The sequence below is a fragment of the Cellulophaga baltica 18 genome, from assembly GCF_000468615.2.
Taxonomy (GTDB): Bacteria; Bacteroidota; Bacteroidia; order Flavobacteriales; family Flavobacteriaceae; genus Cellulophaga; species Cellulophaga baltica.
The window spans coordinates 4,074,814-4,092,414 of sequence record NZ_CP009976.1 but is presented as its reverse complement, the minus strand read 5'-3'; the positions used below and the strand labels follow the sequence as shown (position 1 = coordinate 4,092,414).

Annotated in this window: 16 protein-coding genes; 4 read left to right on the top strand and 12 right to left on the bottom strand. The window is 33.7% G+C overall.

What is annotated here, in order from left to right:
• Positions 1-2 precede the first annotated feature (2 nt).
• Positions 3-716, top strand: a complete 714-nt coding sequence (locus M666_RS17625; RefSeq protein ID WP_024481323.1) for a response regulator transcription factor — start codon at positions 3-5, stop codon at positions 714-716.
• 53 nt (positions 717-769) lie between these two features.
• On the opposite strand, the gene M666_RS17620 is transcribed toward M666_RS17625, so the two are convergent.
• From M666_RS17620 to M666_RS17585, 8 genes are all read right to left on the bottom strand, one after another.
• Complete coding sequence (locus M666_RS17620; RefSeq protein WP_029445130.1) at positions 770-2,104, bottom strand: GntP family permease; 1,335 nt, start codon at positions 2,102-2,104, stop codon at positions 770-772.
• Positions 2,104-2,607 carry a gluconokinase gene (locus M666_RS17615; protein WP_029445131.1) on the bottom strand — a complete coding sequence of 168 codons (504 nt, stop codon included), beginning with the start codon at positions 2,605-2,607 and terminating at the stop codon, positions 2,104-2,106. The genes M666_RS17620 and M666_RS17615 overlap by 1 nt, the downstream gene beginning before the upstream one ends.
• Entirely contained in the window at positions 2,604-3,509 is a 906-nt protein-coding gene (gene miaA / locus M666_RS17610) for a tRNA (adenosine(37)-N6)-dimethylallyltransferase MiaA (protein WP_029445132.1), read from the bottom strand. Before miaA ends, M666_RS17615 begins: the two co-directional genes overlap by 4 nt.
• Positions 3,509-4,357 carry an ion transporter gene (locus M666_RS17605; RefSeq protein WP_024481319.1) on the bottom strand — a complete coding sequence of 283 codons (849 nt, stop codon included), beginning with the start codon at positions 4,355-4,357 and terminating at the stop codon, positions 3,509-3,511. The genes miaA and M666_RS17605 overlap by 1 nt, the downstream gene beginning before the upstream one ends.
• Before the next feature lie 3 nt (positions 4,358-4,360).
• A complete protein-coding gene (locus M666_RS17600) occupies positions 4,361-5,731 on the bottom strand; it encodes an exonuclease domain-containing protein (protein WP_029445133.1) in 1,371 nt (456 codons plus the stop codon).
• 110 nt (positions 5,732-5,841) lie between these two features.
• Positions 5,842-6,492 (bottom strand): YggS family pyridoxal phosphate-dependent enzyme, encoded by a 651-nt coding sequence (locus M666_RS17595; protein WP_029445134.1) that lies wholly within the window; start codon positions 6,490-6,492, stop codon positions 5,842-5,844.
• Positions 6,493-6,506: 14 nt separating this feature from the next.
• On the bottom strand, positions 6,507-7,397 hold the full coding sequence (locus M666_RS17590; protein ID WP_025615574.1) for a 3-hydroxybutyryl-CoA dehydrogenase: 891 nt from the start codon (positions 7,395-7,397) through the stop codon (positions 6,507-6,509).
• 20 nt (positions 7,398-7,417) lie between these two features.
• Positions 7,418-8,377, bottom strand: coding sequence for a Gfo/Idh/MocA family protein (locus M666_RS17585; RefSeq protein WP_025615573.1), 960 nt, complete (start codon positions 8,375-8,377; stop codon positions 7,418-7,420).
• Between the two features lie 151 nt (positions 8,378-8,528).
• On the opposite strand from M666_RS17585, the gene M666_RS17580 reads away from it, so the two are divergent.
• Positions 8,529-9,170, top strand: a complete 642-nt coding sequence (locus M666_RS17580; RefSeq protein WP_025615572.1) for a protein-L-isoaspartate(D-aspartate) O-methyltransferase — start codon at positions 8,529-8,531, stop codon at positions 9,168-9,170.
• A gap of 12 nt (positions 9,171-9,182) precedes the next feature.
• On the opposite strand, the gene smpB is transcribed toward M666_RS17580, so the two are convergent.
• The gene (smpB, locus tag M666_RS17575; RefSeq protein ID WP_024481313.1) at positions 9,183-9,644 is read right to left on the bottom strand and encodes an SsrA-binding protein SmpB; all 462 of its coding nucleotides are present in this window, start codon (positions 9,642-9,644) and stop codon (positions 9,183-9,185) included.
• 116 nt (positions 9,645-9,760) lie between these two features.
• Here smpB and M666_RS17570 point away from each other — a divergent pair, with 116 nt between their 5' ends.
• Positions 9,761-10,498, top strand: a complete 738-nt coding sequence (locus M666_RS17570; RefSeq protein ID WP_029445135.1) for a DUF6503 family protein — start codon at positions 9,761-9,763, stop codon at positions 10,496-10,498.
• Here M666_RS17570 and M666_RS17565 read toward each other — a convergent pair.
• Entirely contained in the window at positions 10,495-11,028 is a 534-nt protein-coding gene (locus M666_RS17565) for a SixA phosphatase family protein (RefSeq protein ID WP_024481311.1), read from the bottom strand. The genes M666_RS17570 and M666_RS17565 overlap by 4 nt on opposite strands.
• 253 nt (positions 11,029-11,281) lie before the next feature.
• Here M666_RS17565 and M666_RS17560 point away from each other — a divergent pair, with 253 nt between their 5' ends.
• A complete protein-coding gene (locus tag M666_RS17560) occupies positions 11,282-13,312 on the top strand; it encodes a transketolase family protein (RefSeq protein ID WP_029445136.1) in 2,031 nt (676 codons plus the stop codon).
• Between the two features lie 94 nt (positions 13,313-13,406).
• Here M666_RS17560 and M666_RS17555 read toward each other — a convergent pair whose 3' ends face one another.
• Positions 13,407-15,452: a tetratricopeptide repeat-containing sensor histidine kinase gene (locus M666_RS17555; protein WP_029445137.1), complete on the bottom strand. Its 2,046-nt coding sequence runs from the start codon at positions 15,450-15,452 to the stop codon at positions 13,407-13,409.
• Between the two features lie 58 nt (positions 15,453-15,510).
• The gene (locus tag M666_RS17550) at positions 15,511-17,562 is read right to left on the bottom strand and encodes a tetratricopeptide repeat-containing sensor histidine kinase (RefSeq protein ID WP_029445138.1); all 2,052 of its coding nucleotides are present in this window, start codon (positions 17,560-17,562) and stop codon (positions 15,511-15,513) included.
• Positions 17,563-17,601: the final 39 nt, after the last annotated feature.

Sequence of the window (17,601 nt, the reverse complement as noted above, 5' to 3'; positions counted from 1 at the left end):
TTATGGAGACAGTAAACAAGAAAATACTTTTGGTAGAGGATGACCCAAATTTTGGTATCGTTCTTAAAGATTATTTGTCTATGAACGATTTTGATGTCGTTTTAGCAAAGAATGGGATGGAAGGTTTTGAGAAATTTAAAAAAGATAATTATGACATCTGTATTCTTGATGTTATGATGCCTTATAAAGACGGATTTACATTAGCTAAAGAGATCCGTGAGAAAAATGAAAATGTGCCAATTGTATTCTTGACAGCTAAAACCATGAAGGAAGATGTCTTAAAAGGATACAAAGCAGGAGCAGATGATTATTTAAATAAGCCGTTTGATTCTGAAGTACTTTTAATGAAACTTAAGGCTATTCTTCAAAGAAAAGCATCAAGTACTTTGGCTGACAGTCGTAAATTTGAATTTACTATCGGTGAATTTCAATTGAATTCTAAGCTACGTTTTCTTAAATTTAAAGATCAAGAGCCTGTAAAATTATCTCCAAAAGAGAATGAATTGTTACGTCTTTTAGCATTGCATGAAAATGATTTAATGCCAAGAGAACTTGCTTTAACAAAAATATGGAGAGATGATAACTATTTCACTTCTCGTAGTATGGATGTTTATATAGCAAAGCTTAGAAAGTATTTAAAAGTTGATGATTCTGTAGAAATTTTGAATATTCACGGAGAAGGCTTTAGATTGGTCGTGAAAACAGCCGAGGAATAGACCTTTTACGATCATAATATATAAGGGCCACTTGAATTTTTAAGTGGCTTTTTTTATAGGAATAAACTAATAATGCAAACAGAAATAAATCCTGTTAAAGCCAATATGGTAGTCATCATGGTCCACGATTTAAAAGTCTCTTTTTCTGAGATTCTCAGGTATTGGCCTACAAGCCAAAACCCACTATCATTTACGTGAGAAAAAATACTGGCACCAGATGCTATAGCAATGACCAAACAAGCCAATTCAGGATTGCTTAGAGAGGCATCTACGAGTAAAGGAGCAACCAATCCTGCAGAAGTAATCATGGCTACGGTAGATGAGCCCTGAATTATCCGAACGATAGCGGCACTGGTAAAGGCAAATGCTAAAACAGGAAAACCTACATCACTTAATGAGGTGGCTAATAACTCTCCTGCTCCTGTATTGGTTAACACTTGTTTAAAAACACCACCCGCGCCTGTTAGTAAGATTATAGTTCCTGCAGGCTCTAAAGATTTGCTAGTAATCTTAAACAGTTCATTTTTTGTCATCCCTCTTTTTATGCCGAAGAAATACCATGCTAATAAATTGGCGATAATTAATGCGGTGAACGGATGTCCTACGAGTTCTACTATATTTAATACTTGAGGATTTATAGGACCTAAAACTCCGCTAGTAATACACGTATTTAGTAGTATAAGTATGATTGGAATTCCAATTATTCCTAAGGTGAGTCCAACCTCTGGTAGGCTATCATGTAAAGTACTTTCTGTTTCTTCAGGCGCTTCAATATGTATCTTTTGAGCAATGTACTTTCCGAAAAGTAATCCACTAGTCAATGCAGTTGGGATACCTACAATAAATCCCATAAGAATTACCCACCCTAATTCTGCACCTATAATTTCGGCTACAGCGATGGGTCCTGGAGTAGGAGGGATAAATGCATGAGTAATGGCTAAACCCGCTAATAGGGGAATGGCATATAGTAATAATGATTTTTTTGTTTTACGCTGTAAAGCATAGATCATTGGAACCAAGATTATAAAAGCGACATCAAAAAAAACAGGAATAGCTATTAAAAACCCAGAAATGACCATAGCAGAAGGGGCATTCTTTAATCCGAATTTAGAGACCATAAAATTGGCAATGGTTTTTGCTCCGCCAGAACTTTCTAGTATAGCTCCGAACATAGCGCCCAGGCCTACAACCGTAGCGACAAACCCTAAGGTACCGCCCATTCCGTTTTTAACGGTATCAATAATTTCTTTAGCATTAAGGCCTGCAACCAAACCCACAGTAATACTTCCTATGAGTAAAGCGATAAAGGCATTAATCTTAAGCTTGAGGATTAAAAATAAGAGAATGGCAATCCCTAGTATAACGGCGAGAATAAGTTGAGTTTCCACTAGTTGAGTTGTTTTTTTATTTCAGTAATAATTTCTTCAGGATTTAAACTTATGGATACTGTAATTACGCTTTCAGTAGTGTCTGGAATTTCTAAAGCATCAAATTGAGATTTTAGAAGGTCTGAAGGCATAAAATGACCCTCTCTACTATTCAGTCGATTATAAATAAGCTCAAAAGAGCCCTCCAGAAATATAAAACAATGCTTTTGAAGTTTGTTAGCTAATAATGTTCTGTACTTTTTTTTAAGCGCAGAACAAGCAATTAAAGCGCCTTTACTACTATTTTGTAGCGCAATACTATTTAGTTTTAGCAGCCAATCATGGCGATCATCATCATTTAAGGGATGACCAGCAGCCATTTTATCAATATTTGCTTGTGGATGGTAATCATCGCCATCAAAAAACGGAATACCCCATTCTTTAGAGAGTAACTTTCCAATGGTGCTTTTTCCTGTTCCTGATACTCCCATGATGTAAAATACTACGCCATCAACCTTATTCATTTAATTTCAGTTTCAATTTTATCTATTATTACGGTGATTTCTTCGTCAAAGTCTACCCAAATAGTTTCGGTAGCTCTGCGAAACCAAGTAAGTTGCCTTTTTGCAAATCTTCTGGTGTTTTTCTTGATTTCAGAAATAGCAAAATCTAATTGCCAAAGACCTTCAAAGTAGTTAAATAATTCTTTGTAACCTACAGTTTGTAAGGCATTTAACGCTTTGTGTTCTATTAGTGATTTCACTTCGTCTATAAGTCCGGCATCAACCATCAGATCTACCCGCTGGTTTATACGTTCATAAATCATCTCTCTTTCTGCTTCAATACCGAGGGTAATAGTTTTAAAAGGTCTTTTGTTTTTGTCCTTATTTAAAAACGAAGAGTAGGGTTTCCCTGTTCCGATACAAATTTCTAAGGCACGTACTAATCGGTGTGGATTTTGGATATCTACTTTGTTAAAGTATTCAGGATCTAATTCCTTTAACCGGTTCTGTAAGACGGCAATTCCTTCCGACGCAAGCTCCTGGTTTAGTCTTGGCCGAATGGCAGCGTCTACTTCAGGGAAATGATCTAATCCTTTTGTAACAGCGTCTACATAGAGTCCGCTACCACCCACTAAAACAACAATATCTTTAGTTTCAAATAAGCTTTCAAGTTTAGCAATAGCATCTCGTTCAAAGTCTCCAACCGAATAAGGCTCTAAAATACTTTTGTGTTGTATAAAATGGTGTGGTGCAGCCGCTAATTCTTCTGGAGAAGGCACGGCAGTACCAATATTCATTTCTTTAAAAAACTGTCTAGAATCTGCAGATATAATTTCTGTTTTGTACTCTTGTGCTATAGCAATAGCAAGTTTCGTTTTACCTATAGCGGTAGGTCCTACTACTGAAATTACTGTTTTCTCCATTACAATTTGCTTCCACAGTTATAACAATGCGAGGCGTCATCTCTATGACCTTCAGCAGAGCAAGAAGGACAAGATTGTGTATTTACATGCACATAAGTACCTTCTTTCGCATTTGAATTTCCTTTAGTTTGTTTGCCAAATTCTACCGTAACAATACCTGTAGGGACGGCAATGATACCATAACCGACTAACATAATCAAGGTTGCAATAAATTGTCCTTGTGGCGTGATAGGGGCAATATCTCCGTAACCAACAGTGGTTAGTGTAACAATAGTCCAGTAGATACTTATAGGAATACTTGTAAAGCCAGCTTCTTCACCCTCAACCAAATACATAAGTGTTCCTAGAAGCACAGAGACAATTAAAACGGCGAATAAGAAAACAATAATTTTAGCCCTGCTTGCCTTTAAGGCACTTTTTAACTGCGAAGCTTCACCAAGAAATTGTACAAGTTTCAGAATTCTAAAAACTCGTAAAAGACGTAAAGCTCTAATAGCTAATAGTACTTGGGAGCCTGCTAGAATATAAGAGATGTATAGCGGTATTGTGGATAGTAAATCTATAATACCATAAAAACTAAAGATATATTTTAGAGGTTTTTTTATACTAACTACCCGGGCTATATACTCAATGGTAAAAAATATGGTGATGATCCATTCAAAAGCAAGAAGAATAGAATGGTATTTGGCATCTAGTTCTTTGATGCTCTCTAGCATTACAATAATTACGCTAATGATAATTAAGATAATCAAGATAATATCAAAACCTTTTCCCATAGGGGTGTCAGCTTCATATATTACTTCATGAATTTTATGTTTCCAACCTTTATCTGGCTTATATCTTCTCAATGGTTATTCCTTAATGTCGATTATTTTTTGAACTTTTCTTTTGCGTAAATAGGTTTCAATAATATGATTGGTATTTGCATTCCCCGTCATAGGAGTGATAATCGATTCTAAGATAGGTAAATTATTAATTTGATAGTTTAGATCACAGAAACCTAAGCCCGTAAATACACCATCTTTAATTAAAATAACACTTTTCTCTCCCAACTCTCTACCTTTATCTACAATGGCAATATTTTTTTCTATTAAACTATATTTCTTGACGAGTTCTGTTACTCTAATATTATAGGACTCTGGATTTTCTTTTGCAATACAAGCTCCTAAGCAAGTTTCGTCATCATAGTTAGAACAATTGGTTTTTGCCTGTGATAAACCGTTAATTTTATTACAGAGTTGAAATTCATCTCGTACGGCATGTAAAAAGTTTTCGGCAGCAACCAAACTATTAAAGGTTGTAATTCTTTGATGAATGGTATTGTTTATTTTTTCGGCCTTAAGTTGGAGGTATCCATGGTCATTTAATGAAACGTATATGCCAAAAGTAAATAGCTTTTTTTTGTTGAAAGGATTGTATTTTGGTTTATTACGCGCCAATTCTTCATTTTCTTTTAATAAGGCAATCAATTCATTACCTGTTTTTTCAAAAGTTACACTACGCGTTTCTTTCTGAATTCTTCGTGCTCTATTACCGCTATTGGTAAAGTATTGATTGACGCGTTTTTTAATGTTGTTACTTTTGTTTAATAAGATGATTTCTCCATCTTTATTATGCATATAAAACACCCCTACTTCTGATGGTAAATCATCTACAATATCTAATTGCCTTGGCGATAACTCTCCAAGAGTTTCTGCCTTCATAACAGATTTTATGATGGTCTTATCTAAATCTTTAGAAAGCAATAATTTAAAAAGTTTTAGGGTGGCTAGGGCGTCACCATTAGCTCTGTGACGATCGCTAACAGGAATACCTAATGATCTTACTAATTTACCAAGACTATAAGATTCTGCTTCGGGTAATAGTTTTTGTGAAAGTTCTACGGTGCAAATGGTTTTACGTTCAAAATTAAAACCCAATCGTCTAAATTCTGTGCGCAATATCCGGTAATCAAATTGCGCATTATGTGCTATTAAGACGGTATCTTCAGTGATCTCTACAATGCGTTTAGCTACTTCGTAAAACTTGGGAGCGGTTACTAACATTTTATTAGTAATTCCCGTTAAATTAACTACGAAAGGCTGAATTTCTTTTTCAGGATTTACTAAGCTAATAAATTGATCGACGACTTGATGACCATCAAATTTATGAATAGCTATTTCTGTGATACCTTCTTCATTATATTTTCCTCCAGTAGTTTCAATATCTAATATTGCGTACATGTATCGTATTCAGAATTCATTTTTAATTTATAGTATTTGATCAACTAAATACTATTTTAACGTTTAAAGGTAAGTTTTTTTAACTTTTGGCCTGTAGTCTTTGTGTTATTTTACCTACTTCCGAAGATACTGCTCCCAATTCTAACCATGGTACTACCTTCTTCTATGGCGCTAAGGTAGTCGCCACTCATACCCATAGATAGCGTATCTAGGCCTGTTAATTTGGTAGTTGCTACATCGTAAAGAGATTTTAAGGATTTAAATTCTCGTCTTACTTGTTGCTCATTATCCGTAAAAGTAGCCATTCCCATGAGTCCCTTTATCTTAATGTTTTCTAAGGCCTTAAAAGTGTCTGATTCTAGAATACTTAATAATTCTTCTTTATCTAAGCCAAATTTAGTATCCTCTTCTGCAATATGTATTTGCAAAAGACAATCTATTATTCGGTTGTTTTTTTTTGCTTGCTTATTAATTTCCTTCAATAACTTAAAGCTATCTACGCCGTGAATTAGGTTTACGTATGCTGCCATGTACTTTACTTTGTTGGTTTGTACATGACCAATCATATGCCATTGAATATCTTTGGGAAGTTCTTCCCATTTTTGGGTCATTTCTTGAATCTTATTTTCTCCAAAAATTCGTTGTCCCACTTCATAGGCTTCTTTTAGATCTGCAATAGGTTTTGTTTTAGAAACAGCAACTAAAGTTACAGTATCCGGTAGTGTGGCTTTAATCTTCTCTAAGTTATTAGCAATAGACATAAATTGTACTGTATTTATTTAATAAAGCTTTTCGCTACTTTTTCTGCTTTACGCGATTCTGAATAATCATAAAAGCCTTCTCCAGATTTTATACCAAGTTTTTTTGCAGTCACCATATTTACAAGTAAGGGGCAAGGGGCATATTTAGGATTTTTAAATCCGTCGTGCATGACATTTAAAATAGAAAGACAAACATCTAAACCAATAAAATCTGCTAATTGTAAAGGTCCCATTGGGTGTGCCATACCTAATTTCATTACAGTATCTATCTCTTCAACACCAGCAACGCCATTGTAGAGGGTTTCTATAGCTTCATTAATCATAGGCATTAAAATCCTATTAGCCACAAAACCAGGATAATCATTTACTTCGGTAGGTATTTTACCTAGTTGTATTGATAAATCCATTATGAGCTTTGTTACTTCATCAGAAGTAGTATACCCTCGAATTATTTCTACCAATTTCATGATGGGAACTGGGTTCATGAAGTGCATTCCTATCACTTTTTCTGGTCTATTTGTTACCGCAGCTATTTGAGTGATCGAAATAGACGAAGTGTTGGTCGCTAAAATTGTTTCAGCATCCGTCACTGCATCTAATTGTTTGAAAATTTTTAATTTCAATTCAATATTTTCGGTAGCAGCCTCCACGACTAAATCCATATTTTTCACGCCTTCTTCAAGTTGTGTATAGGTGGTGATATTTGCTAAGGTATTCTTTTTATCCGCCTCAGAAATAACTTCTTTCGTTAGCATTCTATCTAAGTTCTTGGTAATTGTAGCAATCCCTTTTTCAAGTGATGCTTCAGCAATATCAATTAGATGTACTTTAAATCCGTTTTGAGCAAAAACATGTGCAATACCATTTCCCATAGTACCTGCACCAATAACCGCAATATTTTTCATAATCAATGTTGTGTTTTAACTTAAAAAGAAGCTATAATTTGTAATGCGACACGTAATGCATTGGTACCTTGTTCTAAACTAACTACAGGTACGGTGTCATTTACGATAGCATCTGCGAAGGTTTCTAATTCATCTAATATTGCATTATTATTTTCAACGTCAGGATTTTCAAAATAGATTTGCTTTTTTACTCCTTCTGCATTCTGTAAGATCATATCAAAATCGCCAGGGTTCTCAGGAGCATCTTTCATTTTTACAACTTCTACCTTTTTTTCCAAGAAGTCTACTGCGATATAGGCATCTTTCTGAAAAAAGCGAGATTTACGCATATTTTTAAGAGAAATTCTACTTGCGGTAAGATTAGCTACGCATCCGTTTTCAAACTCTATACGAGCATTTGCGATATCAGGAGAATTACTAATCACAGATACGCCACTGGCATTAATATTTTTAACCTTTGAAGGCACCACACTTAAGATGGCATCAATATCATGAATCATTAAGTCTAATACAACAGGAACATCTGTTCCTCTAGGGTTAAACTCTGCTAGCCGGTGAGTTTCAATAAACATAGGATTATGTATATTATTTTTTACTGCAGTAAATGCAGGATTAAAACGTTCTACATGCCCCACTTGCCCTTTGACTTGGTGTTTTTTTTCTAAAAAGAGTAATTCTTCAGCTTCTTCTAGGGTATTGGTGATGGGTTTTTCTATGAAAATATGCTTTCCTTTTTCTATGGCTTTCTTAGCACAATCAAAATGAGATAGGGTAGGAGTTACAATGTCTACCACATCAACCGCATCTATAAGTTTGTTGATATTGTCAAAATAAGTATACCCAAATTCATCGGCTACTTTTTTACCATTAATAGCATCTGGATCAAAAAAACCAACCAAATTGTATTTTTCGGATTGATTTAGTAATCGCAAATGAATTTTGCCTAGGTGTCCTGCACCTAAAACGCCAACGTTGAGCATAAAAAAAATATTTTTTCAAAAATACGGATACTTAAATGTATTTGCAATCAGATTATTAAGATAAAGCTTGTTTTTAATTGATTGTTTTAAAAATATTATTTCAGATTTCTAACACAGTTTTTTTTAACTTCGTGGCACAAAACCAAACCCATTGAGAGATACACTAAAGCATAAAGGCATGCGAAATAAACTGGCGGAAACGCTAGTTGAAAAAGGCATAACAAGTAAAAGCGTTCTAGAAGCAATCAAAACAATTCCGCGTCATTTATTTTTAGACAGTAGTTTTGAAGATCATGCGTATCAAGATAAAGCTTTTCCTATTGGAGCAGAACAAACAATTTCTCAGCCGTATACTGTCGCATTTCAAACAGAACTTTTAGAATTGAAGCCTAATGCTAAAGTATTAGAGATAGGGACGGGGAGTGGGTATCAAACAGCCGTATTATTACATCAAAAAGCAAAAGTGTACACTATTGAACGACAATTAGAATTGTTTAAAAAAACAAAGCTATTTTTTTCAAAAATGGGCTATAGACCTAAGAAGTATATTTTTGGAGATGGTTATAAAGGATTACCAGAAGAAGCACCCTTTGATGGAATTATTGTTACTGCAGGGGCACCTTATGTGCCTAATCCATTATTAGCACAGTTAAAAATAGGTGGTAGGCTCGTAATTCCTGTAGGTGATGAAGAACAAGTGATGACCTTGTTTGTACGAAAATCTGAAAAAGAATTTGAGAAAAAAGAGTTTGGTTCCTTCCGTTTTGTTCCCTTATTAGAAGATAAAAATTAATAAAAAAGAGCTTTAGTTATTAAAGCTCTTTTTTATGCGATCTAAATCTTTCTTATTGTCACGGTCTTTCATTGTCTCTCGCTTATCATAAAGCTTTTTACCCTTTGCAAGGGCGACATTGATTTTGGCTAGTCCTCTATCATTTAAAAATAAATTTAAAGGAACAATTGTTAAGCCTGTATTTTTAACTTCTTTCTCTAATTTTTTAAGTTCACCACGATTTAACAGCAATTTGCGTTCTGCTTTAGGTAAGTGATTGTAGTGCGAGCCATGAGAGTATTCATCAATTTGCATATTGATAATAAAAAGTTCTCCACGGTCATTAAATTCACAGAAGCTTTCAGAAATAGAAGCCTTACTTAAACGTATGGATTTTATTTCAGTACCAGATAAAACTAATCCGGCGGTATACGTGTCTAAAATTTCAAAATCGAAACGTGCACGTTTGTTTTTTATATTTATTTTCTTTTGTATCACAACAACAAAAATAGTAACAATTAAATGATATGCAATTTAACCAATAGATTAATACTTTGATTAATTTTGTAATGAGTAATCTACTTCTGCGATTAAGATAAAAATATATACCGATGAAATATTTTTTATTACTAGTAATATTAATGCTTTCCGCTTGTAAAAACACAACGGAAAAACAGTTAACAGCCGACGAAATTGTAACGAAGAGTATCGTTGTAAGTGGTGGAGATCTTTACAAAACGAGTAAAATTGCCTTTAAATTTAGAGATAAAGAATATGAGTCAGATGCCAATGGGGCTATTCAAAAACGTAAGTTTTTTAGTGATTCTTTAAATTATATTGATATTAAAACAGCTTCTGATTTTCAACGTTATATTGAAAATACGCCAGTTGTCGTTTCAGACTCTTTGGCTTTTGTGTATAGTGAGTCTATAAATTCTGTGCATTATTTTGCGCAATTACCATATCATTTAAATGATAAAGCGGTACATAAAAAGCTTTTGAAAGAAGAGACTATTCAAGATAAATCTTATTATTTAGTGCAAGTTACCTTTGATCAAAATGGTGGTGGTGCAGATTTTCAAGATACGTATTACTACTGGTTTAATAAAGAAACATTTACGCCGGATTATTTGGCTTATGATTTTCAAACCAATGGCGGCGGAGTACGGTTTAGAAAGGCTTATAATGAACGCTATGTAAACGGAATTCGGTTTGTAGATTATGAAAATTACAAACCAAAAGATGGTTCAGAAACAATACAAAATGTAGCTAATTTATATGCTACAGGTCAATTAGAATTGCTGTCTAAAATAGTCTTAGAAAACATTACCGTAGTTTCTGAGAATTAATCCATTTTTAAACGAATAGCTGTAGCTTTATCGTCTATAATGCGCACAATAAATAAGCTACTGTTATCATAATCATCCATAGCAGGGTATTTCTCTTCGCCTAACATTTTATTGACAAAATCTGGCGTGGTATTGCTATGCCCTACGACAAGTACATTTTCTCCTTCATGGATAATTTTGAAGTCTTCAACATTAATAGTGGCAGGATCATAATTTTGAATGCTTAATTCTCTGCTTACTGCTGTAGGAGCAGCAGTCATCATTGTTCTTTCATAATCAGTACTATAAATGGTGTTTAAATCTATTTCACTAAAAACGCGTTCCCATCTAATGGCTCTACCTAACCCATCTTGATTTAATTCAGGATCTCTATTGTCAGGATTACTTCTGTCTTTTTCTCCATGCCTAATAAAATAATAGGTAGAAATAACGCTTTCTTTAGGTGTTGATTCTTCAACAGGCTTATCGTCTTTACAGCTTGTAAAGTTTAACAAAATAAGAGAGACTAAAAGTATTTTAAGAGCTTTCATAAAGAGGTTACAATCATTTGCGTGAATAAAATAAACTACTAAATATAACTCAATATCTTTAAATATAGTATTTCTAAGTGCGCTTTTAAGTTTTATATCCCCTTCAAGTTTTAAATTTTCTAACAATAATGAATCAATTCGTAAGAAAATAATTTATGCAAAAAATAGGTTGCAGATGGGCGCAAAGGGTTTTATCTTGCAAACTATAAAAATTGAGTATAAATAGTACATTATAAAGGATAAATCAGGCAAGATGAACAAGAAAATAGACCAGTTAGCGGCAGATAATATAAGAGCTTTAGCTATTTCTATGGTAGAAAAAGCAAATTCTGGACACCCAGGTGGACCAATGGGAGGCGCAGATTACATGCATATTTTGTATTCTGAGTTTTTTAATTACGATCCTTCTGATATGACATGGCCATTCCGTGACCGTTTTTTCATGGATGCAGGGCATTTATCGCCTTTAATGTACGCTCAGTACTATTTATTAGGGAATTTTGCTAAAACAGATGTGCAGAGTTTCAGACAATGGGGTTCTGTAACTCCGGGTCACCCTGAAGTAGATGTGAAAAGAGGAATTGAAAATACTTCTGGACCATTAGGACAAGGACATACTATGGGAGTAGGAGCCGCAATTGCTGCTAAATTCTTGCAAGCAAGATTCGGTGATTGGATGAACCATAAGGTATATGGATTTATATCTGATGGTGGTGTTCAAGAAGAAATTTCTCAGGGTGCAGGTAGAATTGCAGGTCATTTAGGCTTAAGCAATTTTATTATGTTTTATGATTCTAATGATGTACAATTGTCTACAAAGACAGATGAAGTTACTTCGGAAGATACCGCAATGAAGTATGAAGCTTGGGGTTGGAAAGTTGTAACTATTGATGGTCATAACCATGACGAAATTAGAAAAGCATTGAAAGATGCTAATGCTGAAACTGAAAAGCCTACATTAATTATTGGTAAAACAATAATGGGTAAAGGATGTGTTACCGCTACCGGTGAAACGTATGAAGGCTATACAGAATTACATGGTAAGCCTATTGGGGATACAGGAGCAGATTTTGTAAAAACATTAATTCATTTAGGAGCAAATCCTGAAGACGAATTTGCAATCTATGCAGATGTAGAAGCATCGTACAAAGAGATTATTACTAAGAAAATAAAAGAAGCTCAACTTAAAAAACAAGAAATTTTAGCTTGGAGAGAAGATAATAAAGAGTTGTCTACAAAACTAAATTCTTTCTTAGCGGGAGAACTTCCTGAGTTAGATTTTGAATCTATTGAAAATAAAGCAGGTCTAGCTACTAGAGCAGCTTCTGCAAACGTATTAGGATATTTAGCAGGAAAAGTAGAAAATATGATTGTTTCTTCTGCCGATTTATCTAATAGTGATAAAACAGACGGATTTTTAAAGAAAACACATTCATTACAAAAAGGAGATTTTACCGGTTCTTTTTTACAGTCTGGGGTAGCAGAACTTACCATGGCTACAATGGCAAACGGGATGGCACTGCATGGTGGAGTGATTCCTGTAGTAGCAACGTTCTTTGTGTTTTCTGATTATATGAAACCAGCTATTCGTTTGAGTGCTATTCAAGAACTTCCAGTAAAATTTGTCTGGACGCATGATGCTTTTAGAGTAGGGGAAGACGGACCAACACACCAACCTATTGAGCAAGAGGCTCAAATTCGTTTGCTAGAAAAATTAAAGAATCATAGTGGTGATGCTAGTTTTATAGCATTACGCCCTGCAGATTCTGCAGAAACCGTAGTGGGGTGGAAAATGTTGTTAGAAAATGATAAAGTACCTTCTGGATTGATACTTTCAAGACAAGGTATTAAAGATATAGTTGCAACGGGAGCTACTAGATATGAAGATGCACTACAAGCAGAAAAGGGTGGGTATTTGGTACATAAATCAGACAATCCAGCTATTACATTAATTGCAAATGGATCTGAAGTAGCTACACTAGTAGAAGCAGCAGCTTTATTAGAAGAGAGAAAAGGAGTAAAAGTAAATATAGCGTCTATCATTTCTGAAGGATTGTTCAGAAAACAATCTAAAGAATATCAAAATAGTGTTATTGCTACAGATAAACCTGTATTTGGTTTAACAGCCGGATTACCTGTTAATTTAGAAGGTTTGGCTGGTGCAAATGGAAAAGTGTTTGGATTAGAGCATTTTGGATATTCAGCTCCTGCGACTGTTCTGGATGAAAAGTTTGGATTTACGGGAGAGAAAGTTTACGAACAAGTAGTATCTTTCTTAGGATAATCTAAAAAAGTTTATAAATTAAAAAGGTCTAACAATGTTTGTTAGACCTTTTTTCATTCCTATAGGTTTTTGGTTTAGTTTGCGATAATATTGTTTATTCCCCAACGGGAACTGTAAAGTAAAATGTAGTTCCTTCACCTTCTTTTGTTGCTACACCAATAACACCCCCATTATTTTCCACCATCTCTTTGCATAGTAGTAAGCCTAAACCAGTCCCTTTTTCTTTATTTGTTCCATAGGCACTTTGCAAACTAGAATCGGGCTTAAAGAGCTTGTTTTTAACCTCAGGACTCATGCCTACACCATTGTCTTGAATTGTTACTTGCCAGTGCTTGTTTTTTAAAGTAGCATCAAGAATTATTTCTCCACCAGTTGGAGTAAACTTTATACTGTTGTTTAATAGGTTTCTGATAATTAAATTAAATTGATTTCTGTCACAAAATACTTGGGCAGCTTCGGGGATGTTATTTTTTACCGTAATATTCTTTTGGTTAGCATTTTCTTGTAACAAATAGATGCTATCATTCACGCTTGTGTGTACGTTTAATTTTTCGGGTTTGTTCACAAAGCCATTCATCTGAGACTTACTCCAATTTAATAAATTATTTAGGGTAAAAGACATCGCATCTACATCATTGTATAATTTAGGAACAAAATTTAAAAAGTCATCTGGCTTGATATCTCCATTTTTGATTAATAAAAGTAAATTCATTAAGGCGTTGATTGGAGACCTTAAATCATGGCTAATAATTGAAAAAAGCTTTTCTTGAGTTTCATTGGCATAGGTTAACTTTTGTTTGCTTTCTTCAAGAGTTGTGGCTTTTTGTTCTAATTGATTATTAAGTTTTTGTATCAACTTGTTATTTTTATACACGTAGAAAGAAATTAAGACTGCCAAGAAAACAGCAAATAAACTAAAGATGATATATGTTTTTTGTTGCGCTAATGCCGTGTTTGTTTCCTTCTTTAATTCCTCTTGTTCTAGCTTAAAGCTGGTTTTAGCTTTCAGCATAAGTAAGGCATTCTTTTTATCTTTTAAAGCGGTACTATCGGTTATTGTTTTAAAGTTCTCATAGTAGTTCAATGCTAAAGGAGTGTTATTCTTTTTCTTATTTATGAGGTATAATATTTCCGATAGGGTAGCAATGCCCGCTTGGTATTTTTGTTTCTCAGCAATTTTTAAACCCTTAAGCGCTAAATCTTCTGCGCTAGTATAATCTCGAAGTTGTAAGTAGCTTTTTGCTTTTCCGCTGAGCAAATCGGCCTTTCTGATCTGATCCTGAAGCTTTTTGTGACTTTCTTCACTTAGCTCAAAATACTTTAAAGCTTCTTTGGGATTCTTTTTTTCTAGATAAAGTTCTCCTTTTGTGATATAGGCGAAAGAAAGCCATTCTTCTTTCTCCTGCTCTTTAAATATTACAATACTCTGGTCTAAAAATTCAAGAGCTTTATCAAAATTTTTATTTTTTACATTTAGATAACCTAGATTACTCTTTATGACTCCTATCCAATGCTTTTTGTTTAATGCTTCTGATAATTTTAACGAATTTTCATAATATGGTACCGCTTCTTTGGTGTCCCCTAATAATAAGAATAATGTTGCTAAATTCGTATTTAGTTTAATTTCACTGAGTAGATCTTTTTTGTTTTTGCTGAATTCTAAAGCTTCTTGGTAAATTTTATAAGCATTTTCATGATTTCCAGCATGCATTTGCATCATTGCTTTAACATTATAGGCAGATAGTAAGGTGCTATCTGCAGCAACTTCTTTAGAGAGCTTTATGGCTTTATCTATATGCTCGTGAGAAACCTTTGTTTGGTTAGAAGTGATGGTTGAAGAAAATGCAAGTGCTATATGTGCCTTGGCTTGTCCTCTTTTGTAATTTATTACTTTACTAAGTTTTATCGCTTTATGGCTAAGCGAGCTTACACTGTCATAATTGGAATACACCAATTCCCACGCTAGTTCATTTATCAAATTAATATACACAGTATCTTTTTGAAATGAGGTATGATTCAATTTATATTCCTCTATTTCGGAAAGGATAACTTGTTTTTTGCCCTGTGCATACGTATTTGAGATACTAAATAAATAAATGATAAAAATTAAGAATAAAAACGGTTTGAAGTTATAGTTCATTGTATACGAAGTAGATGGCTTCGTTTAAAGTAATGAAATAATTCGGGAATAAATAATTTTAGTTGTTGTCGATAGGATTTTTGGGTATTGTAAAGTAAAATGTACTTCCTTCATTATTGGTACTCTTTACAAAGATTTTACCACCGTTATTTTCTACCATTTCTTTGCACAGTAAGAGGCCTAACCCTGTGCCTTTCTCTCTATTTGTGCCATAGGTGCTTTGTAAAGCAGAATCTGGCTTAAAAAGTTTCTTTAGGATCTCAGGAGTAATACCGACACCATTATCTTTGCAAGATATTTCCCAAAACTGTTCTTTTTCTGAGGCATGTATTTTAATTTCCCCGCCGGTAGGGGTAAATTTAATACCATTGGTAACTAAATTTCTAACAATTAAATTAAATTGATTAACGTCACAGTAAATTTGAGCTGATGTTGGTACATCGTTAATTATTGTTATTTTTTTCTGATTAGCATTTTCTTGTAATAGTTGAATGCTACTATTCACTTTTTCATGTATTTGAAAGGAGATGGGTTTATTTACGAAGCCATTCATCTGAGATTTACTCCAGGTTAATAGGTTGTTTAAAGTGAAAGACATAGCATCTACATCGCTATATAATTTAGGAACAAAGTTTAAAAAATCTTTGGGTTCAATATCTCCATTTTTAATTAATAAAAGCAGATTTTTTAAAGCATTGATAGGAGATTTTAGATCATGGCTTATGATGGAAAAAAGTTTTTCTTGAGTCTCATTGGCATATTTTAAAGTCTTTTCACTTTTCTCTAGAGTGATTGTTTTTTCTTCTAATTGATGATTTAAATTGGTGATGGTGTTGTTATTTCGGTAACCATAATAGGCAATAAGAATGACTAAAAATACAATAAAGAGACTGAATATTATATAGGTTTTTTGCTGCTTTATTGTTCTTTGGTTTTCTAGTTTTAGATCGTTTTGTTGTTTTTGAAAATTAGTTTTTGCATTCAAAAGTGCCAATGCGTTTTGTTTACTCTGAAGGGCGGTACTGTCTGTAATGTTTTTAAATTTTTCTAAATAGAAAAGCGCTTCTTTTTGGTTTTCTTTCTCTTTGTATAATTGATAAAGAATTTCAGAAAAGTTAGCAATCAGGATCTGATTTTGGTTTTCAATTGATGATAAGTACCCTTCTTTTGCTAATTGTTCTGATTTTTCCAGTTCATTTATTTGCTGATGATATTTGGTGTAGCCTAAGAGTAAGTCTTGCTTTAATTTTTCATCTATTAGATTTTTTTGCAGGCCTTTACTTAAATCGAGATAACGCAAAGCCTCTTTAGTTTCATTTATATTGAGAAGTATATTTGCTTTGGTGAGATAGGCGTAAGCAAGCCACTCTTTACGGTCTACTTCCGTAAAAATTTGAATGCTTTCATCTAAAAACGTAATTGCTTTGTCAAACTGATGCGTTTTATTATATAAAAATCCTAAGTTACTTTTTACAACCCCCACCCAAAATTTATCTTCCAGACGGTCTGTGATGGCCAGTGCTTTTATGTAAATTTTTATAGACTCATCATTATCGCCCAATACAGAGAATAGTGTAGCTAGGTTGGAGTAGAGTTTTGTTTCCTCTAAGGGATGTTTATTATTTTCACAAAGGAGTAAAGCATTTTGATACTGTTCATAAGCTCCTTCATAATCGTTAACATAGGTTTTATAAATAGCTTTAATATTATACGCAGAAATCAGGGTACTGTCGGCTTTAATTTTAGTGCTTAATACTATAGCTTGGTCAATGTGGTCTAAGGTTTTTTTAGAGTCTTTACAGGCTATGATTTCACTAAAGGATGCTGTTAGCAGTGCTTTTGCTTGACCCTGTTTGTAATTTATTTTTCTACTTAAATCTAGGGCCTCTGTGCTTAAAATTTTAACACTGTCGTAGTTAGAATATCTTAATTCCCGACTTAATGCGTTAATTAGATTGATGTAAGAAGAATCTTTCTCCTTACCTTCTAATCTATGCGCTGTAATTTTAGAAAGAATTTCTTGTTTTTTTGCTTGAGCAGTAAGTTTAGGTATATTAAAAAAAGAGCAGAAAATTAATACGGCAATAAGTGTTGTGTAATTACATTTCATAAGTTCGCAAAGTGGCTGGCATTGCTGAAATTAAAGAAT